Source organism: Bacillus sp. YBsi01 (assembly GCF_038406745.1).
Classification (GTDB): domain Bacteria; phylum Bacillota; class Bacilli; order Bacillales; family Bacillaceae; genus Bacillus; species Bacillus siamensis.
Genome location: NZ_CP151679.1, coordinates 1814496 through 1834484, shown reverse-complemented (window position 1 = coordinate 1834484; position 19989 = coordinate 1814496). Strand labels below are relative to the sequence as shown.

Here is a 19989-nt window from a genome sequence, read left to right as displayed (position 1 = left end):
GCTGATCCTGCTTTTTTTATGGAAAAAAGATCATTTTATATGCAAAAAAACCGATTGAACAACATATTGATCGGTATAAGGGCGGATTTTTATTAAGTTGTACTGGCGGATTTCTTTCAATGTGTTATACTATATATAATTAAAATTAAATTAGAGTGGCATATTAAAAAGGGGTGACCTGGGCATGAAGGTAAAAGTAGCAATCAACGGGTTTGGAAGAATCGGAAGAATGGTGTTCAGAAAAGCGATGGAAGATGATCAAATTCAAATAACAGCCATTAATGCAAGCTATCCCCCGGAAACGCTTGCTCATTTGATAAAGTATGACACAATTCACGGCAAATACGGTCAAGAAGTCGAAGCCGCCGAAGACAGTCTGATCGTCAACGGAAAACATATTATGCTGTTCAATCGGCGGGATCCGAGAGAGCTTCCGTGGAAAGAGTGCGGAATAGACATCGTTATAGAGGCAACGGGAAAATTTAATTCAAAAGAAAAAGCGATGAGCCATATTGAAGCAGGGGCGAAAAAGGTTATTTTAACGGCTCCGGGTAAAAATGAAGACGTTACCATTGTCATGGGAGTGAATGAAGAAAAGTTCAATCCGGATGAACATGTAATTATTTCAAATGCATCCTGCACGACAAACTGTCTTGCACCGGTCGTCAAAGTGCTTGATCAGGAATTCGGGATTGAGAGCGGCCTGATGACGACCGTTCACGCTTACACGAATGACCAAAAAAATATCGACAATCCGCATAAAGATCTGCGGAGGGCGAGAGCGTGCGGAGAATCCATCATTCCGACTTCTACAGGCGCGGCTAAAGCGCTGTCGCTCGTGCTCCCTCATCTGAAAGGAAAACTTCACGGCCTGGCTCTGCGGGTTCCCGTTCCCAACGTGTCCTTAGTGGACCTTGTCTGTGACCTGAAAACAGATGTGTCGGCCGAGCAAGTGAACGCCGCTTTCCAACGAGCCGCAAAGACGTCAATGTACGGCATTCTTGATTATTCGGATGAACCGCTCGTTTCTTCGGATTATAATACGAATTCACACTCCGCGATCATTGACGGGCTGACGACAATGGTGATGGAAGACCGAAAAGTAAAGGTGCTCGCCTGGTATGACAATGAATGGGGATATTCCTGCCGGGTCGTTGATCTTATCCGCCACGTCGCCGCACGAATGAAACACCCGTCAGCTGTGTAGAATAAAGATCATGGACATTTGTTAGAAAAAACCCTTAACGCCATATTTGCAAAAAAACACTCCTTGCAAAATAAACTTAAACACAGTATACTATCTTTCGTGAACTTCTTGCTCGTGACTGCTTCGGAATTACTTAAAGGGTTAGGACCTCTCCGGACTAACTTTCCCCCGTGGTAAATGGCCGGGTCAGTTCTCGGAAATTCACTTTTTTAATTCTTGTTAAGGGGGGTCCATGATTATGGAAACAATGGGGCGTCACGTCATCTCCGAGCTGTGGGGATGCGATTTTGATAAGCTCAATGACATGGATTTTATTGAAAAAACGTTTGTAAATGCTGCTTTGAAATCAGGAGCTGAAGTGCGCGAGGTCGCATTTCACAAATTTGCACCGCAAGGCGTAAGCGGAGTCGTTATTATCTCTGAGTCACATTTAACGATTCACAGTTTTCCTGAACACGGATATGCAAGCATTGATGTTTATACTTGTGGAGACCTGGATCCTAATGTGGCTGCTGATTACATTGCGGACGCATTACATGCAGATACAAGAGAAAACATTGAAATACCGAGAGGAATGGGGCCTGTACAGATTAAACAGGCACAAGCGAAAGTACTGTAATTTTCAAAACGCAAACACAAGGGAGCTAAGCTGAAAAAGCCATTACGCGCTTTGAAGCTGATGCTCCTTTTCTTATGTAAAAAAACAGCATTGCTTTTTCTTTAAGCATTTTTTTTGTAAAATAGAGAAAGATAAGGCCGGTCTATCGGCTCTCCCAACACAATAGGCTCATCCTAGATACGTTGGCGGGCATTTACCGGAAGCTTGCGAACCGCATTACAGCAATGAAACAGATGGGAGCTGATCCAATTGAAATGTCCTTCATGCCAGCATAACGGTTCCCGCGTACTTGATTCACGGCCTGCGGACGAAGGGAAATCAATCCGCAGAAGGCGGGAGTGCGAAGCCTGCCATTACCGCTTCACTACATTTGAGAAGTTTGAAGAGATGCCTCTGATCGTCGTGAAAAAAGAAGGCGTCCGGGAAGAATTCAGCCGTGAAAAAATGCTGCGCGGATTAATTAAAGCCTGTGAAAAAAGGCCCGTTCCTTTAAAAACACTTGAAGACATGTGCTTTGACATTGAAAAAGAGCTGCGAAATCAAGGCGTATCTGAAGTCAAAAGCGAACTTGTCGGAGAAATGGTGATGGACCGGCTGGCGAAAATAGATGAGGTGTCTTATGTCCGCTTTGCCTCGGTCTACCGGCAGTTTAAAGATATAAACGTGTTTATTGATGAATTGAAAGATTTAATAAAGAAAGAGCGCTAAAGAGCTAAGAGATGATGTCTGGCTCTTTTCTCATGAGCAAAATTGGCATTTGATAGATGACGGAAACGGTGTAAAATGAGAGTAGAAACATATCGGAAGGTTTGAGAATCATGGCTGACTATTGGAATGACGTATTGCCTGTAGATCCTTATACGGTCAAAAGCCGTTCGCTTCTTCAGGATGTCGACAGACAGGTTTTGACACATCTGTACCAGCCGCTGATCGGTTCATTTGCATTCTCTCTGTATATGACTTTATGGGGGGAGCTTGAGCAGAACCGTTTGTGGGGAGCTGAATCCACGCACAGACAGCTGATGGGCATGATGCAGGCAAATTTAAAAAAGATTCATCATGAACAGGGGAAGCTTGAAGGAATCGGGCTGCTGAAAGTGTATATCCGGGAGTCCGAGCAAAAGGAACGGATGTTTATTTATGAGCTGCTGCCCCCGCTCAGACCGAATGATTTTTTTGAAGACGGCATGCTGAATGTCTTTCTTTATAACAGAGTCGGTAAAACGAAATACCAGCAGCTGAGACAATTTTACACGCATCCTTCCGTCGGCGCGGACGCAAGGGAAATTACGCGTCCGTTTAATCACGCCTTTGCCTCTTTTCAGCCGAGCGAATGGAAAATGACGCCGGATATGGAAGAAGCGATGAAGCTCCCCGAGGATTATGAGACGGCGTCTGTCGGACAAGCGCCTTCCTATACGGTGACGGAGGAAGTGTTTGATTTTGAGCTTTTCATGGCGGGACTGTCAGAAACGATGATACCGCGCAAATCAATCACGCAGGACGTGCGGGAGAGCATTAAAAAGCTTTCATATTTATACGGAATAGATCCTATCTCCATGCAGCACGTCGTCATGACCGCAATTAATGAACAGGATACGATAACGGCCGAAGCGCTGAGGAAAGCGGCCAGCGACTGGTACCAAATTGAAAGAAGCGGGAAGCTTCCGGAACTGATTGATAAAACACAGCCTGTCCGTCTGCGGGAAAACAAGACGGAAAAGGACGATTCATTGAATGCCGAACTCATTGCACAGCTTGAGACCATATCACCGAGAAAGCTTCTTCAGGACATTGCGGACGGGACCGAACCGTCCAAAGCAGACTTGCAGATTATCGCCGATATTATGTTCGAACAGAAGCTTGAGCCCGGTGTCACCAATGTGCTGATTTATTATGTCATGCTGAAAACGGATATGAAGCTGTCCAAAAACTATATTCAAAAAATCGCCGCTCACTGGGCCAGAAAGAAAGTAAAAACGGTCCGGGAAGCAATGAAGCTCGCAATAGAAGAGCACAGGCAGTATCTTGATTGGGCGGACGGCAAAACAAACGGCGCTGCGCGCGGCAAAAAAACCGTCCGGGAAGAAAAGCGCCCTGATTGGATGAAAGAAGAAGAAACCGGGAAGAAGTCTGAACAGCAGCCGGCTCTTTCCGCGGAGGATCTCGAAGAACAGAAGAAAAAAATGATGGAAGAAATGAAAAAACTGAAAAAATACTCTGCCTACTGAGACAGAGAAGCGGGGTGATACTGAATGGAACCGATCAGCCGATCCTTAGAAGGCGTGACGAAGAGACCTGACTTTCAAAAACGCCTGGAACGAATGCAACAGCAAGTCATGGCCGACAAAGACGTCCAGGCTTTTTTGAAGGAACAGAAAGATGCAATTAATCAAAACATGATTGACAGAGGGTTAAATAAACTGTACGAATACGTTCAGCAAAGCAAGCAGTGCGCCTTCTGTTCAAAAGACAACGAGACGAACAGCCTGCTTGAAGGCTATCATCCGAAGCTTGTGATCAACGGACGTTCTATTGATATTGAATATTACGAATGTCCGGAAAAGAGAAAGCTCGACCGCCAGAAAAGACAAAAGTCCCTGATGAAGAGCATGTATATCCAGCGGGATCTTCTCGGCGCGACGTTTCAGCAGATCGACATTACAGATCCGAGCAGACTCGGCATTTTCCAGCATGTGACGGATTTTCTGAAAAGCTATAATGAAACGGGCAAAGGCAAAGGGCTGTACCTGTACGGAAAATTCGGAATCGGAAAGACATTTATTCTAGCCGCCATTGCTAATGAGCTGGCGGAAAAAGAGTATTCATCAATGATCGTATATGTTCCCGAATTTGTCAGAGAGCTGAAAAACTCGCTCCAGGATCAGTCGCTGGAGGAGAAACTGAATATGGTCAAAACGACGCCCGTCCTGATGCTTGATGACATCGGAGCGGAGTCAATGACAAGCTGGGTCAGGGATGAGGTCATCGGCACCGTGCTTCAGCACAGAATGAGCCAGCAGCTTCCCACGTTTTTCTCGTCCAATTTTTCACCTGACGAGCTGAAGCATCATTTTACGTATTCACAGCGGGGAGAAAAGGAAGAGGTAAAAGCGGCAAGATTGATGGAGCGGATTTTATATTTGGCTTCGCCTGTCCGTCTTGACGGGGAAAACCGCCGCCGTCCATAATGCCGGCGTCCAAAGGGAAGGATTTGAGGGAATGAGGAATAAGAAGGCTGTCACATGGGCTGCGGCTGCGGCGGGAGCGGGCCTTTTGTTGTGGGCAAACCGCAAATATCTGAATCTGTCGCCTAAGGAGATCCGTCTTTGGGTGTTATCGTTCGGTGTCTTTGCGCCGCTTGTGTTTATCGGAATTTCCATCGTCAGGCCTTTTGTGCTGTTTCCCGTATCAATCGTTTCCGTCGCCGGAGGATTGGCGTTCGGACCGTTTTTCGGCACCGTGTATACGCTGGCGGGCTCAATGGGCGCTGCGGCCGCGTCTTTTTTTGCGGCCGGGCTGTTTGCCTTTAAAGAAAAAAGCCGTCACGGAAAAATGGAAGCCATTCAAAAGCAGATGAAAACCAATGGCTTCTTTTATATTTTTATCCTTCGCATTCTGCCTGTAAATTTTGATGTGATCAGCTATGCCGCGGGCCTTTCGAAAGTCAGGCCGATGACGTATTTTTTGGCGACTGCAGCAGGCATCATCCCGGGGACGATCGTCCTGAATGTGCTTGGCGCGAGCTTTATGTCCGGAAATATGCTGACCGTGCTCGGAGTCATCTGTCTTTACATCGTGTTTTTATCGCTTCCCCTCATCTTTAAGAAGAAGGTCCGCCATTTGTTCGGCGGTGAAAGCTAACCTTTACGTCTATTTTAAAAACATCCCCCATATACTTGTAACAGATGCCGTAAGGGGGGACAAATATGCTTGAAGTGATCTTTGAAGATGACCACGATACCGCCGCTTTTTTACATCTCATTCAGCAATCGGACGACCGGAGACATTTTATTGTCCGTGAAGGCATAAAAAAAGTCGGAATCGCAAGGTCTGAATCGGCTTTTTGCGTCCAGCGCTTTATTGAGCCGATCCTGGTCAGATTTTTTTTAGAATGTAAAGAAGACGAGCATATGCTTTCGCTTATTGAAGACGAATACTGCTTCACCGATCAGGATGAACAGCAGCAAATCCTTCAGCTTGCACACAGCATTATGGAAGGGGAGCTTGATGATCATCCGTTTGAGCCGAAGAAAGAGCCGCGCACACAGTTTATTTCAGAAGCGCTCCGGACGATTTCACTTGATGCGGGTGTTTTTTCCGTGCGTTCGTTTCAGACGTTCCGGCTCGGCAGGTATTATGAGCGGCTCAGGGAATATACCGAGGCTGCGATAGATGAATACCGGATGGAACAGGAATATCAAAACTTTATCCAGTCTTTGAGAGATTACGTGACATCCAATCCGCCGCGGATGAAGAAAGTCCATATCGTACATGACCGGGCTTTTACACTGTGGGAGCTGCGCTACGTGTCAGAACGGGAACAGAAAAAATACATAGACAGACGGTTTGTGCGGGAGCACCCGATGTATATAGATTCCCACCTGCTTGCGCCGCTGATCTCCATCGCGCCTGAGACGGTAGAACTGTATACGGACAAACCGGAGCATATGATGTCCAGAACGATTCAAAACGTGTTCCAGGAGCGGGTGCGTCTTTTTCCGTTAGGCGCATTTGCGGCGGAAAAGACGGAAGGATAGCTGCACAGACGGCCTTGCGGCAGCAGCGGGGCTGTCTGTGCGAAATCAGACGGAAAACCGAGTTGCATTTTTCTCACAGACATTTTATAATACATAACAGATTAATGATTGCTACACGTATTGATAAGGACATGAAGCATTGATACCGGCTTTATAAGAGAGGAGAGCCCAGGCTGAAAGCTTTCCAGCTATGGATCATTGTCTTTACCGCCTTTGAACTTCAGCTGTGAACGCCGGAATAAGCGCCAGTAATAGCTGACGGGAACTCCCGTTACAGAGTTTAGAGCCGCAGGTGCCGAAAAAAACCGGCCGCGCGGAAAAAAGGGTGGAACCACGATTCCGTTTATTTAACCTCGTCCCTTTCATAGGGGGCGGGGTTTTTGATTTGCATAAAAAAAGGAGTGACGAAGATGTCAGATATGATCAACATCACATTTCCGGACGGAGCGGTAAAGGAATTTCCGAAAGGAACAACAACAGAAGATATCGCGGCATCCATCAGTCCGGGATTAAAGAAAAAGTCTTTAGCCGGAAAACTGAACGGACAGGAAATTGATTTAAGAACGCCGATTCAAGAGGACGGTGCCGTAGAAATTATTACAGAAGGCACAGAAGAAGGCCTGAATATCATGCGTCACAGCACGGCGCATTTATTGGCTCAGGCGATTAAACGCATTTATAAAGATGTGAAATTCGGAGTCGGCCCCGTCATTGAAAACGGGTTCTATTATGACGTTGAAATGGAGCAGGCGCTGACGCCGGATGATCTTCCGAAGATTGAAAAAGAAATGAAACGCATCGTCGGTGAAAATCTGCCGATCATCCGAAAAGAAGTGAGCCGTGAGGAAGCAAAAGCCATGTTTGCGGAAATCGGCGATAATCTGAAGCTTGAACTGCTGGATGCCATCCCAGAAGGAGAAACGGTCTCCATTTATGAGCAGGGCGAATTTTTTGACCTCTGCCGCGGCGTGCACGTGCCGTCTACAGGAAAAATTAAAGAATTTAAGCTGCTCAGCCTTGCTGGCGCATACTGGCGCGGAGACAGCAAAAACCAAATGCTTCAGCGCATTTACGGCACGGCTTTCTTTAAAAAGGATGACCTGAAAGAGCATTTGCGCATGCTTGAAGAAGCGAAAGAACGCGACCACAGAAAACTGGGCAAAGAACTAAAATTGTTCGCCAACTCTCAAAAAGTCGGACAAGGCCTGCCGCTCTGGCTGCCGAAAGGCGCGACCATCCGCCGCGTGATCGAGCGCTACATTGTGGATAAAGAGCTGAGCCTCGGCTATGAACACGTGTATACGCCTGTTCTCGGAAGCAAAGACCTGTACGAAACATCAGGCCACTGGGAACATTATCAGGATGGCATGTTCCCGCCGATGGAAATGGACAATGAAACACTTGTGCTCCGTCCGATGAACTGTCCTCACCATATGATGATTTACAAGCAGGACATTCACAGCTACCGGGAGCTTCCGATCCGCATCGCCGAGCTCGGAACGATGCATCGTTATGAAATGTCAGGAGCGCTTTCAGGTCTTCAGCGCGTACGCGGCATGACGTTAAATGACGCACACATTTTCGTCCGCCCGGATCAAATTAAAGAAGAATTCATCCGCACGGTCCGTTTGATTCAAGACGTATACGAAGACTTCGGCCTGAGTGATTACACATTCCGCCTGTCTTACCGGGATCCTGAAGACACGGAAAAATATTTTGATGATGATGAGATGTGGAATAAAGCGCAATCCATGCTGAAGGCGGCAATGGATGAAATCGGCCATGATTACTATGAAGCGGAAGGCGAAGCGGCATTTTACGGCCCTAAGCTTGACGTGCAGGTGAAAACGGCGATCGGCAAAGAAGAGACATTGTCAACCGTGCAGCTTGACTTCCTTCTTCCGGAACGCTTTGATCTCACTTACGTCGGAGAAGACGGCAAACAGCACCGTCCAGTCGTTATTCACCGAGGCGTCGTGTCAACGATGGAACGCTTTGTTGCTTTCTTAATCGAAGAGCACAAAGGCGCCCTTCCGACATGGCTTGCGCCTGTGCAATTCCAAGTCATTCCTGTATCACCGTCTGTGCATCTTGACTACGCGAAAAAAGTGCAGGAGCGCCTGCAGCGCGAAGGCCTGCGTGTCGAGCTTGACAGCCGGGATGAGAAAATCGGCTATAAAATCCGTGAAGCGCAAATGCAAAAAATCCCGTACATGCTTGTGGTCGGTGACCAAGAAGCTGAAAACGGCGCGGTAAACGTCCGGAAATACGGCGAGCAGAAATCCGAAACCGTCTCATTGGACGATTTTGTGAAAAAGGCTGTAGCCGAAGCGAAAAAATAACCAGACACACAAAAAACCCCATTCTGAATGAATGGGGTTCTTTTTATCTTTGTTTCTGCTTCTCTATAATCGCAAACAGTTCGTGAAGATTGCTGATCACATAATCAGGCGTAATGTCTGTTTCATTTTTCTTATTCGTCCGGTTTACCCACACCGTCGTGATGCCTGCCCGTTTCGCTCCCAAAATATCAGTGTTGAGATTATCTCCGACCATTATGGCATCTTCTTTTTTCAGCTTCAGGAGGCTGAGGCAATGTTCAAATATGGCGGCATCGGGTTTCCCTTTTCCGAAAGCGCCTGAGATGACGATTTCATTAAAATAAGGCGCAAGCTCAGGAACGCCGGCAAGTTTTTCTTTTTGCAGGCTGGGATCGCCGTTTGTCAGCAGAAGCAGTTCATAAACACCTTTCAGCTTATCAAGCACCGCAAATGTTTCATCATACACATACGGGCGCTGTCTGCGTTCCGCCGCGAAAAACTCCGCCAAATATTCGCCGTAAGCCGCATCGTCTATGCCGACACTTTTTAAGCCGTTCGTCCAGGCGTTTCGTCTGTATTCCGGCGCAATCTGATTCAGCTGTTTAAATCCTTCGCTGACCGGCTCGGAGAAATTCGCCCACAACCCTTCAAACGGATTAATGCCGATCATGACCGTATAAGGATAGGTTTCGTATGACATATACAATTCCCGTGCCGCTTTCCGAACCGCTTCTTCAAAAGTGTGCGGGTCAAGGCCATATTTTTTTTCTGCTTGTAAACATGTTTCCCTGAATGTTGTTCTGACGCTTTTTTCATCCCATAACAGTGTATCGTCCAAATCAAAAAATACGGCTTTCATGATCTTCTCCTCTTTGTTATATTCTGAAACTCTCTGCCGCAAGGCTCCCGTTTATTCTACAATAGATACATAGACTGCGAAAGATTTGTTTTCAGATGATTTGAAAAAAACAGGCAGATTTGTGTCATATTCTGTCTCGAGCATTAAAACGTGATAAAATAAAATTTGAAAGAACAGGTGAAAAAGCATGCTGCATTTGATTATTATGATGCTGGAAAGAGTCGGAATAATCGTCATATTGGGCTTTGTTCTGGCTCATACCAGATTGTTCAGGCAGGCGCTCCAGCAGCCTGAGAGCTATAAAGGAAAAGCGGTGCTGATTTCAATTTTCTCGCTGTTCAGTATTATCAGCAACTATACGGGAATAGAAATTCAGCAGAATACAATTATGAATAATGACTGGGTGTTTCAAATTAATCCGTCCGGTTCAATTGCCAACACGCGGATTATGGGTGTTGAAATCGGCGGACTCTTGGGCGGCCCGTATGTAGGGATCGGTGTCGGCATACTGTCCGGCCTGCATCGTTTATCACTAGGCGGCGCAACCGCAGTCAGCTGTGCCGTCTCATCCGTTTTAGCGGGGGTTTTGTCCGGCTGGATCGGGCGGTATTTCAGAAAACGCTATGCAATGCCGACACCGCGAGTGGCCGCGCTGGTCGGACTCGGCATGGAATCATTGCAAATGCTGCTCATTCTTTTAATGGCCAAGCCGTTTTCTGACGCTTGGACCCTAGTGAGCATCATTGGCATCCCGATGATATTGGTAAACGGGTCAGGGACTTTTATTTTTCTTTCGATCATTCAATCGATGATCCGGAAGGAAGAACGGGCAAGAGCTCTTGAAACCCACAGGGTGCTGATGATTGCCGACCAGACGCTTCCGTTTTTCCGTCAGGGGCTGAATGAAAGCTCATGCAAAAGCGTCGCTGCCATCATCCACAGGCAAACAGGAACGGATGCGGTATCGCTTACGGATAATGAAAAGATTTTAGCTCACGTCGGAGCGGGTGCCGACCATCATATTCCGTCTGAAAGCCTGATTACCGGATTGTCAAAACGCGTCATTAAAACGGGGCATATTATGAAAGCGACATCAAAGGAAGAAATTGAATGCACGCACGATCCCTGTCCGCTGCATGCGGCGATCGTATTGCCGCTGACGTCAAACGGCAAAACAATCGGGACGCTGAAAATGTACTTTAAAAGCCCGTCAGGTTTAAGCCGGGTTGAAGAAGAGCTCGCAGAGGGTCTCGCCATGCTGTTTTCCACCCAGCTTGAACTCGGCGAGGCGGAACTGCAGAGCAAATTGCTGAAAGATGCAGAAATAAAGGCGCTTCAGGCACAGGTCAATCCGCATTTTCTGTTTAATGCAATCAATACGATTTCTGCTCTTTGCCGTACGGATGTGGAAAAAACCCGAAAGCTTCTGCTGCAGCTCAGCGTCTACTTCCGTTCCAACCTGCAGGGGGCAAGGCAGCTGCTCATCCCGCTTTCTAAAGAACTGAACCATCTGCAGGCATATTTGTCATTGGAGCAGGCCCGTTTTCCCGGGAAATATAAAATCAGTCTTGAAATTGAAAACGGTTTGGAGGACATCGAAATTCCTCCTTTTGTGCTGCAGATCCTCGTCGAAAATGCGCTTCGCCATGCATTTTCAAGAAAGCAGGACAGCTGTGCCGTCAATGTCAGCGTGGTATCCGCCGGCCCGTCGGTTTTAATGCGGGTGGGGGACAATGGACGGGGAATTGATCCGGAATTGCTGTCCGTGCTCGGAAACCGTCCGCTGCCGTCTAAAGAAGGAACGGGAACGGCACTTTACAATTTAAATCAGCGGCTGATCGGGCTGTTCGGCCCTGAAGCCGCTCTGCGATTGGAAAGTGAGCCCCAAAAAGGTACGGACGTATCATTTGAGCTGCCTTTGAAACTGATGACTAAAGGAGAAGAACATGCTGAAGGTGTTAATCGTTGATGATGAAATGCTGGCAAGGGATGAATTAGCTTATTTGCTGAAACGGACGAATGAAGTAGATGACATAAACGAGGCGGAAAATATTGAATCCGCTTTTGACAGCATGATGGATCAAAAACCGGATCTGCTGTTTTTAGATGTTGATTTGTCAGGAGAAAACGGATTTGACATTGCCAAGCGGCTGAAAAACATGAAAAATCCGCCGGCTGTCGTTTTTGCGACGGCGTATGACCAATTTGCTTTAAAGGCCTTTGAAGTCGATGCGCTCGATTATTTAACAAAGCCTTTTGATGAAGAAAGAGTCCGCCAGACAATCAGAAAGTTTAAAAGAGTGAAGCAGGACAGGGCAGAAGCCGTCTCAGAACAGCAAACCGCAGCCGGAGCGCATAAGCTTGCGGTATCAGCCGGCGAATCCATTGTCATTTTAGATACGAAAGATATTATTTTTGCGGGCATGGAGGACGGGCACGTTTCCGTCAAAACGTTTGCCGCGTCTTATTCCGTTCATGAAACCTTGGCTGTCATTGAGAAAAAGCTGCCTGAGACGGGCTTCTTGAGAGTGCACCGCGCGTTCATCGTGAATACGGAGCATATTACGGAAATTCATCCATGGTTTAATTCGACCTACAATCTGATCTTAAAAGACGGCTCTAAAATTCCCGTCAGCCGTACATACGCTAAGGACTTAAAAAAGCTGCTTCATATTATATGAGGCGGCTTTCTGCATTTCAGCAGCCGTTTTTTGCATTTCAGATTGAATATTCTGCCGTTTGTGATGAAAGCGCTTAATAAGTCGGTTTCTCTTTTATAATGGACCTAACTTAGAGAAAGAGGTGAAGAAAATGAGTGCGAAGAAAGTGTACGGATTTCTGACACAAGCATTTATTTTTGCCGGCATTATGCTCATATCTAATGGGATTGCAGCGATTGTCCCCATTCCTATACCCGCTTCCGTAGTAGGTTTGGTGCTATTATTTGTCCTTTTATGCCTGAAAGTGATAAAACTTGAACAAGTAGAAACGCTGGGAACATCATTAACGTCACTGATCGGATTTTTATTTGTCCCGTCGGGCATCTCCGTGATGAATTCACTTGGCGTCATGCAGCAGTACGGCGTGCAGATCGCACTCGTCATCTTACTCGCCACCATCATTCTGTTAGGGGCGACGGGCCTTTTTTCTCAGCTGATTCTGTCAGTCAGCCAAAAACGTCAGAAGGCAGCTCCGGCTGATAAACAAACGGTGCGCCGTTCCAATCAAGAAAATGAACTTGTGCAGCATTAGGAGGGAAATCGGATGAGTCCATATTTCGGTATTGTCGTTTCACTTGCGGCCTTTGGCATCGGCACGTATTTATTTAAAAAAACGAAAGGCTTTTTCCTCTTCACCCCGCTGTTTGTCGCGATGGTGCTTGGCATTCTTTTTCTGAAGCTCGGCGGTTTTTCATATGAAGATTATAAAAGCGGCGGAGACATTATTAAGTTCTTTCTGGAGCCCGCGACGATTGCTTTTGCCATTCCTTTATACAAACAGCGTGACAAGCTGAAAAAATACTGGTGGCAGATCATGTCTTCTATCATTGCTGGCTCTATCTGCTCAGTCACGATTGTCTATCTGATCGCAAAAGGCATTCATCTTGACGCGGCCGTTATGAAAAGCATGCTTCCGCAGGCGGCGACAACGGCAATTGCCCTTCCGCTGTCAAAAGGGATCGGCGGCATCACCGACATCACTGCTTTCGCCGTCATTTTCAACGCCGTCATTGTCTATGCTCTCGGGGCATTATTCTTAAAACTGTTTAAAGTGAAACATCCGATCTCTAAAGGACTGGCTCTCGGCACATCCGGACACGCACTCGGTGTTGCGGTCGGTATTGAGATGGGAGAAGTAGAAGCGGCAATGGCAAGTATCGCGGTTGTCGTCGTAGGAGTGGTGACGGTGCTGGTCATCCCGGTATTCGTTCAGCTCATTGGTGGATAAACCCGGATCATACATCCGGGTTTTTTTATTGTCCGGCTCATCCGCGGACGGCAAAGAACGAAATTTCACATTTTTCCTTGCGCTTCCTCTGGTGCCGTGTTAGAATGAAAAAGTTGATCCGGATAAGTCATTCTTGACTAACGTTCCGGTATTGTGTAGAATAGTTATTGAATTGAATATAAATCACAAGCAGAGGCACCCGCTTCTCACCTGATTGACACATTCATGTAGTTGGCAGGTTGACCGTACATTTTTATTTATGCAGATGTTCGTAGTGTGGGTGTGTTGTCATGCCCGCACTTTTTGTTTGCCTGCAGAATGCAGTCAAAACGCGTTGTGAATCAATTCGAAGAAACTATGGAGGTGGCTCATTATTAGCAAAGATCAATTGGTTAATGAGGGTATCCGTGCACGTGAAGTTCGTCTGATCGGACAAAATGGCGATCAGCTCGGCATCAAGTCCCGTCAGGAAGCACTTGAAATCGCCGGCCGCGCAAATCTTGACCTTGTGTTAGTTGCAGCAAATGCAAAACCGCCTGTATGCCGCATCATGGACTACGGTAAGTTCAGATTCGAGCAGCAGAAAAAGGACAAAGAAGCACGCAAAAATCAAAAAATCATTAACTTAAAAGAAGTTAGATTAAGTCCGACAATCGATGAGCATGACTTTAACACGAAATTGCGCAATGCGATTAAATTCCTTGAAAAAGGCGATAAAGTGAAAGCTTCTATCCGCTTTAAAGGACGCGCAATCACTCATAAAGAAATCGGCCAGCGCGTATTGGACCGTTTCTCTGAAGCATGTGCGGAAGTTGCGACAGTCGAAACAAAACCAAAAATGGACGGCCGCAGCATGTTCTTAATGCTCGCGCCGAAAAACGAAAAGCAATAAGGAGGAAATCCCATGCCAAAAATGAAAACTCACCGCGGATCTGCTAAACGTTTTAAAAAGACAGGTTCTGGGAAGTTAAAACGTTCTCATGCATATACAAGTCACTTATTCGCCAACAAATCCCAAAAGCAAAAGCGTAAGCTTCGCAAGGGTGCTATTGTAAGCGCAGGAGACTTCAAACGTATCAAACAACAGCTTGCTAACATCAAGTAATCGGACAAGGAACAATTAGGAGGGAAATATAATGCCAAGAGTAAAAGGCGGAACTGTGTCGCGTCAGCGTCGTAAAAAGGTTCTTAAATTAGCAAAAGGTTATTTCGGTTCAAAACATAGATTATACAAAGTAGCAAACCAGCAGGTCATGAAATCTGGAAACTACGCTTTCCGTGACCGTCGTCAGAAAAAACGTGACTTCCGTAAGCTTTGGATCACTCGTATCAACGCAGCTGCTCGTATGAACGGTCTTTCTTACAGCCGTTTAATGCACGGTCTTAAGCTTTCAGGCATCGAAGTAAACCGCAAAATGCTTGCTGATCTTGCTGTAAACGACCTTACTGCTTTCAATCAGCTTGCTGATGCTGCTAAAGCTCAGTTAGACAAGTAAGTTGAAAAAAGCCGCTCTCTTTCCGGGAGCGGTTTTTTTTACGTAAAGGGTGACAATTAATGGCTCTCTTCATTTATGCCGTATTGATAAACGGATACGGCTTTTGGATCATGGGCGCTGATAAAAGAAGAGCGAAAGCGCACAGATGGAGAATATCAGAGAAACGGATATGGCTCACAGCCGCCATGTTCGGCTCACTCGGCGTATGGCTCGGCATGCGCACCTTCAGGCATAAGACAAAGCACAAAGCTTTTTTATACGGGGTGCCGCTGCTTTTTCTCGTTGAAGCTGCCCTTGTGGTGATCTATTTGAATGATAAATAAAAAGCAGGAGGGCTCAGCGCCCGCCTGCTTTTTTTGCTTTTTTAATGGGCTGGTCCCAATCAATCTTGCAATTCGGGTACCGCTCCAATACCTTTTTCTCAACTTCTTCGAAATCATCTGCAGAAAAGCTGCTCAGCTTTTCCGGAGTCTCAGTCCATACAAATATCGTATGAATAAACAGCGGATGGTCTTTGGAAGGGATATGCTTCTCTCCTTCAAAGAGCACTCCTTTATAAGTAAGCTGGAGATTTTTTCGCGTGTTTTTCTGTTCATCAACAAAATAAAAATTTTCTTTTGATTGTGCCAGTCTGAGCCTTCTCTTCGGGTTTGCGTAGAATTTGACCGCCATGTAAATAAAATAAATAAGAAGTGCAAGCAAGACAATCCTGAATACTGTAATGGCCATCTGTGTGAAGGCACCTCCTTACCTTTGTCATGATCTGATGTAATACGAAAAACAAAACAAAAGGTTTCATTTTTTTAAAAGAAATAGATAAAAACATTTACCCGTTTTTCAGGCGAATTAATCGTATGCTTCTGCATCGGTTCTGTATAATAAGAAGGGTAGTGAAAAAAAGGAGGTTTATTGATGACAAAATTAGATGAAACGCTCACCATGCTGAAAGCGTTAACGGACGCAAAAGGGATACCGGGAAATGAGAGAGAAGTAAGACAAGTGATGAAATCATACATAGAACCATTTGCCGATGAGGTCACAACCGACCGGCTGGGAAGCTTAATTGCCAAAAAAACCGGCGAAGAAAACGGCCCGAAAATCATGATCTCAGGGCATTTAGACGAAGTCGGTTTTATGGTGACGCAAATCACTGATAAAGGCTTTCTCCGCTTCCAAACCGTCGGCGGCTGGTGGTCTCAGGTGATGCTGGCCCAGCGCGTCACCGTCGTGACAAAAAAAGGAGACATCACGGGAATCATCGGTTCGAAGCCGCCGCATATTTTACCGCCTGACGCCAGAAAAAAAGCCGCCGATATCAAAGAGATGTTCATCGATATCGGAGCGTCCAGCCGTGAAGAAGCAATGGAATGGGGCGTTCTTCCGGGGGACCAGGTTGTGCCGTATTTTGAATTTACAGTGATGAACAATGAAAAACATTTATTGGCGAAAGCATGGGACAACCGTATCGGCTGTGCGATTGCCATCGATGTATTAAAAAATCTGAAAAACAGCGATCATCCGAATGAAGTATACGGAGTGGGAACGGTTCAAGAAGAAGTCGGGCTGCGCGGGGCTAAAACAGCGGCGCATACCATCCAGCCTGACATCGCGTTCGGTGTGGATGTCGGAATTGCCGGAGATACACCGGGAATTTCTGAAAAAGAAGCGCAAAGTAAAATCGGCGAAGGGCCGCAAATTATTCTGTATGACGCATCTATGGTCTCTCACAAAGGGCTGCGCGACCTTGTCGTAAATACGGCGGAAGAAGCGGGAATTCCGTATCAATTCGATTCCATTGCCGGAGGCGGGACGGATTCAGGTTCCATTCATTTAACCGCAAACGGAGTGCCGGCGCTGTCCATTACGATCGCAACGCGCTACATTCACACTCATGCCGCTATTTTGCATCGGGATGATTATGAGAATACGGTAAAATTGATCACAGAAGTAATTAAAAAATTAGACCGGGAAACGGTTGACCGTATTACATATCAATAATGATACGGAAGAATCTGCTTTTTTCAAGCAGATTCTTTTTTTGTCTGTACAAATATAATCACGATGGCTACAATAAGAAAAGACATAGAAATATCTTACAGAAGATTTTTGTAAGCGCTTCAAAAAAAGGGAGGAGTTATGAAATGAAAAACAGATTCAAACGCATGATCCGCTTTTCGTGCGCAGCCGTCACAGCCGGGCTGCTGCTGCTGTCTTCATCTCCGGCATCTGCCGCGTTTTGGGGTGCGTCGAATGAATTGCTGCACGATCCGACAATGGCGAAAGAAGGAAACACGTGGTATGCGTTCGGAACCGGTTTGGAAGGTGAGAGGGGTCTTCGTGTCTTAAAGGCGGGCAGCGGCGGCGTGTGGACCGTTCAGAAATCAATTTTTACTTCCCCGCTGTCTTGGTGGGGCAATTACGTGCCGAATTACGGGCTGAATCAATGGGCCCCCGATGTTCAATTTTATAACGGAAAGTATTGGCTGTATTATGCCGTTTCTTCATTCGGCAAAAATACCTCCGCGATCGGTCTTGCATCATCTACAAGTCTCAGTTCGGGAAACTGGAAGGACGAAGGGCTCGTCATCCGTTCAACAAGCGCCAATAACTACAATGCAATTGACCCGGAGCTGACAATTGATAAAGACGGAAATCCATGGCTTGCCTTCGGTTCTTTTTGGAGCGGCATTAAGCTGACAAAGCTTGATAAAAACACAATGAAACCGACCGGATCCCTTTATTCCATCGCCTCAAGACCGAATAACGGCGGAGCTTTGGAAGCGCCTGCCATCACCTATCAGAACGGCTACTATTACTTAATGGTGTCGTTTGATAAATGCTGTTCAGGCGTGAATAGTACGTACAAAATTGCTTATGGAAGATCCAAAAGCATCACCGGTCCATACCTTGATAAAAGCGGGAAAAGCATGTCAGAAGGCGGAGGGACGATTCTTGATTCCGGCAATGACCGCTGGAAAGGCCCGGGCGGCCAAGACATTGTGAACGGAAATATTTTAGTGCGTCATGCGTATGATGCCGAAAACAGCGGAATCCCGAAGATGCTCATCAATGATATCGATTGGAGTTCAGGGTGGCCATCCTATTAATTGAGCAGCCGGGCATGTGTGTCCGGCTTTTTACTTGCAATAAAAGATTGACAGTTTGATTCCTCCTTAACTATAATAAAATTGTTCGTACAAATAAAAGGTTAAAAGTTTAATATTTTAATTTATACGTATATTTTTAAATGCAAGCGCTTTATTTTGACAGGAAGGGGAAATGAATGTGCTTCAGAACAAAGAATATGAATTTTGGTTTGTGACGGGAAGCCAGCACTTATACGGAGAGGAAACGCTTCAGCTTGTCGATCAACACGCAAAAGGGATATGTGACGGTCTCAGCGGGGTGTCATCAAGATACAAGATCAGGCATAAAGCGGTTGTTACGTCATCTGAAACAATCAGAGAGGTTTTGCGGGAAGCCCAATATCAAGAAAACTGCGCCGGGATCATCACGTGGATGCATACATTTTCTCCGGCGAAAATGTGGATTGAAGGTCTTTCCGCCTTTCAAAAGCCGATGCTTCATCTGCATACCCAATATCATCGCGACATTCCGTGGGAAACGATTGATATGGATTTTATGAACAGCAACCAATCCGCCCACGGAGACCGGGAATACGGATATATCCAGTCAAGAATGGGGCAGACGAGAAAAGTCATTGCAGGCTATTGGGATGATGAAGAAGTTAAACGTGACATTTCACAATGGATGAATACTGCTGCCGCTTGGAATGAAAGCAGGCATATTAAAGTAGCCCGGTTCGGCGACAACATGCGGAATGTAGCCGTTACTGACGGAGACAAAGTCGGCGCCCACATTCAATTCGGCTGGCAGGTTGACGGGTACGGAATCGGCGATCTTACCGAGGTGATGAACAATGTCACCGATGCAGAAATTGAAGCGCTTTATGAAGAATACGACAAATTGTATGTCATCAGCGACGAAACGAAACAGGATGAAGCAAAAGTTTCTTCCATTAAAGAACAGGCGAAAATCGAACTTGGGTTAACGGCTTTTCTCGAACGGGGCGGATATACAGCGTTTTCGACCTCCTTTGAGGTGCTGCACGGAATGAAGCAGCTTCCGGGGCTTGCCGTTCAGCGTCTCATGGAAAAAGGGTACGGATTTGCCGGCGAAGGCGATTGGAAAACGGCTGCCTTGGTGCGAATGATGAAAATAATGGCGGACGGAAAACAAACCTCCTTCATGGAAGATTACACGTACCATTTTGAGCCGGGGCGTGCGATGATTCTCGGATCACATATGCTTGAAGTATGTCCGACAATTGCCCTTGATCGGCCGAAAATTGAAGTCCATCCTCTCTCAATCGGGGGAAAAGAAGATCCCGCCCGATTGGTCTTTAACGGAATCGGCGGTTCAGCCATCATCGCAAGTATCATTGACATCGGAGGGCGGTTCCGTCTCATTCTAAATGAAGCGGAAGGCATGGAAATTGAACATGACATGCCGAATCTGCCTGTGGCGCGGGTGCTGTGGAAGCCTGAGCCATCGCTGAAAACAGCCGCGGAAGCATGGATTTTGGCGGGAGGCGCTCATCATACCTGTATGTCCTTCCGGCTTACGGCTGAACAGATGCTTGACTGGGCTGAAATGGCAGGCATTGAAAGCATCTTTATTTCCCGCAATACCGAAATACGCGAGCTGAAAAAAGAGCTGAAGTGGAATGACGCATTATACCGGCTGGGAGGAAATTGA

The 19989-nt window shown here is 46.4% G+C and carries 21 protein-coding genes and 1 other annotated feature; of the genes, 19 read left to right on the top strand and 2 right to left on the bottom strand.

Translation table 11 applies throughout. The features are described from left to right. Window positions 1-184: 184 nt before the first annotated feature. From AADZ70_RS09105 to thrS, 8 genes are all read left to right on the top strand, one after another. The gene (locus AADZ70_RS09105) at window positions 185-1207 is read left to right on the top strand and encodes a glyceraldehyde-3-phosphate dehydrogenase (RefSeq protein ID WP_045925223.1); all 1023 of its coding nucleotides are present in this window, start codon (window positions 185-187) and stop codon (window positions 1205-1207) included. Between the two features lie 238 nt (window positions 1208-1445). Then, window positions 1446-1826 carry an adenosylmethionine decarboxylase gene (gene speD, locus AADZ70_RS09100; RefSeq protein WP_003152471.1) on the top strand — a complete coding sequence of 127 codons (381 nt, stop codon included), beginning with the start codon at window positions 1446-1448 and terminating at the stop codon, window positions 1824-1826. Window positions 1827-2075: 249 nt separating this feature from the next. After that, window positions 2076-2534, top strand: a complete 459-nt coding sequence (nrdR, locus tag AADZ70_RS09095) for a transcriptional regulator NrdR (RefSeq protein ID WP_003152473.1) — start codon at window positions 2076-2078, stop codon at window positions 2532-2534. A gap of 110 nt (window positions 2535-2644) precedes the next feature. Further along, window positions 2645-4057, top strand: coding sequence for a replication initiation and membrane attachment family protein (locus AADZ70_RS09090; protein ID WP_016938618.1), 1413 nt, complete (start codon window positions 2645-2647; stop codon window positions 4055-4057). 24 nt (window positions 4058-4081) lie between these two features. Next, window positions 4082-5017 carry a primosomal protein DnaI gene (dnaI, locus tag AADZ70_RS09085; protein ID WP_095241510.1) on the top strand — a complete coding sequence of 312 codons (936 nt, stop codon included), beginning with the start codon at window positions 4082-4084 and terminating at the stop codon, window positions 5015-5017. Window positions 5018-5048: 31 nt separating this feature from the next. Beyond that, a complete protein-coding gene (locus tag AADZ70_RS09080) occupies window positions 5049-5690 on the top strand; it encodes a TVP38/TMEM64 family protein (RefSeq protein ID WP_045925262.1) in 642 nt (213 codons plus the stop codon). 65 nt (window positions 5691-5755) lie between these two features. Then, window positions 5756-6586, top strand: coding sequence for a putative sporulation protein YtxC (ytxC, locus tag AADZ70_RS09075; RefSeq protein WP_016938621.1), 831 nt, complete (start codon window positions 5756-5758; stop codon window positions 6584-6586). A gap of 410 nt (window positions 6587-6996) precedes the next feature. After that, window positions 6997-8928 (top strand): threonine--tRNA ligase, encoded by a 1932-nt coding sequence (gene thrS / locus AADZ70_RS09070; protein ID WP_029575353.1) that lies wholly within the window; start codon window positions 6997-6999, stop codon window positions 8926-8928. Between the two features lie 43 nt (window positions 8929-8971). Here the strand turns inward: thrS and AADZ70_RS09065 are convergent, their stop codons facing one another. Then, entirely contained in the window at window positions 8972-9766 is a 795-nt protein-coding gene (locus tag AADZ70_RS09065; protein WP_198697995.1) for an HAD family hydrolase, read from the bottom strand. 187 nt (window positions 9767-9953) lie between these two features. Here AADZ70_RS09065 and AADZ70_RS09060 point away from each other — a divergent pair, with 187 nt between their 5' ends. From AADZ70_RS09060 to AADZ70_RS09025, 8 genes are all read left to right on the top strand, one after another. Next, on the top strand, window positions 9954-11735 hold the full coding sequence (locus AADZ70_RS09060; RefSeq protein ID WP_099744761.1) for a sensor histidine kinase: 1782 nt from the start codon (window positions 9954-9956) through the stop codon (window positions 11733-11735). Beyond that, window positions 11713-12447: a LytTR family DNA-binding domain-containing protein gene (locus AADZ70_RS09055; RefSeq protein ID WP_016938626.1), complete on the top strand. Its 735-nt coding sequence runs from the start codon at window positions 11713-11715 to the stop codon at window positions 12445-12447. The genes AADZ70_RS09060 and AADZ70_RS09055 overlap by 23 nt, the downstream gene beginning before the upstream one ends. Before the next feature lie 130 nt (window positions 12448-12577). Beyond that, complete coding sequence (gene lrgA / locus AADZ70_RS09050; RefSeq protein WP_016938627.1) at window positions 12578-13018, top strand: antiholin-like murein hydrolase modulator LrgA; 441 nt, start codon at window positions 12578-12580, stop codon at window positions 13016-13018. A gap of 12 nt (window positions 13019-13030) precedes the next feature. Beyond that, window positions 13031-13714, top strand: coding sequence for an antiholin-like protein LrgB (gene lrgB, locus AADZ70_RS09045; RefSeq protein ID WP_016938628.1), 684 nt, complete (start codon window positions 13031-13033; stop codon window positions 13712-13714). A gap of 181 nt (window positions 13715-13895) precedes the next feature. Next, window positions 13896-14026 (top strand) — a sequence feature (ribosomal protein L20 leader region). 58 nt (window positions 14027-14084) lie between these two features. Then, the gene (infC, locus tag AADZ70_RS09040; protein ID WP_071543361.1) at window positions 14085-14606 is read left to right on the top strand and encodes a translation initiation factor IF-3; all 522 of its coding nucleotides are present in this window, start codon (window positions 14085-14087) and stop codon (window positions 14604-14606) included. Window positions 14607-14618: 12 nt separating this feature from the next. Then, complete coding sequence (gene rpmI, locus AADZ70_RS09035; protein WP_003152493.1) at window positions 14619-14819, top strand: 50S ribosomal protein L35; 201 nt, start codon at window positions 14619-14621, stop codon at window positions 14817-14819. A 31-nt stretch (window positions 14820-14850) separates the two neighbouring features. Further along, entirely contained in the window at window positions 14851-15210 is a 360-nt protein-coding gene (gene rplT / locus AADZ70_RS09030) for a 50S ribosomal protein L20 (protein WP_007613019.1), read from the top strand. 59 nt (window positions 15211-15269) lie between these two features. Beyond that, window positions 15270-15533: a DUF1294 domain-containing protein gene (locus AADZ70_RS09025; RefSeq protein ID WP_016938629.1), complete on the top strand. Its 264-nt coding sequence runs from the start codon at window positions 15270-15272 to the stop codon at window positions 15531-15533. Window positions 15534-15546: 13 nt separating this feature from the next. Here AADZ70_RS09025 and AADZ70_RS09020 read toward each other — a convergent pair whose 3' ends face one another. After that, complete coding sequence (locus AADZ70_RS09020; RefSeq protein ID WP_342008011.1) at window positions 15547-15939, bottom strand: sigma-w pathway protein ysdB; 393 nt, start codon at window positions 15937-15939, stop codon at window positions 15547-15549. Window positions 15940-16122: 183 nt separating this feature from the next. Between AADZ70_RS09020 and AADZ70_RS09015 the strand changes: the two genes are divergently transcribed. The 3 genes from AADZ70_RS09015 to araA all read left to right on the top strand — a co-directional run bounded on the left by AADZ70_RS09015 (window position 16123) and on the right by araA (window position 19989). Continuing rightward, the gene (locus AADZ70_RS09015; RefSeq protein ID WP_016938631.1) at window positions 16123-17208 is read left to right on the top strand and encodes a M42 family metallopeptidase; all 1086 of its coding nucleotides are present in this window, start codon (window positions 16123-16125) and stop codon (window positions 17206-17208) included. A gap of 143 nt (window positions 17209-17351) precedes the next feature. After that, complete coding sequence (locus AADZ70_RS09010; protein ID WP_099744756.1) at window positions 17352-18317, top strand: glycoside hydrolase family 43 protein; 966 nt, start codon at window positions 17352-17354, stop codon at window positions 18315-18317. 178 nt (window positions 18318-18495) lie between these two features. Next, entirely contained in the window at window positions 18496-19989 is a 1494-nt protein-coding gene (araA, locus tag AADZ70_RS09005) for an L-arabinose isomerase (RefSeq protein WP_099744806.1), read from the top strand.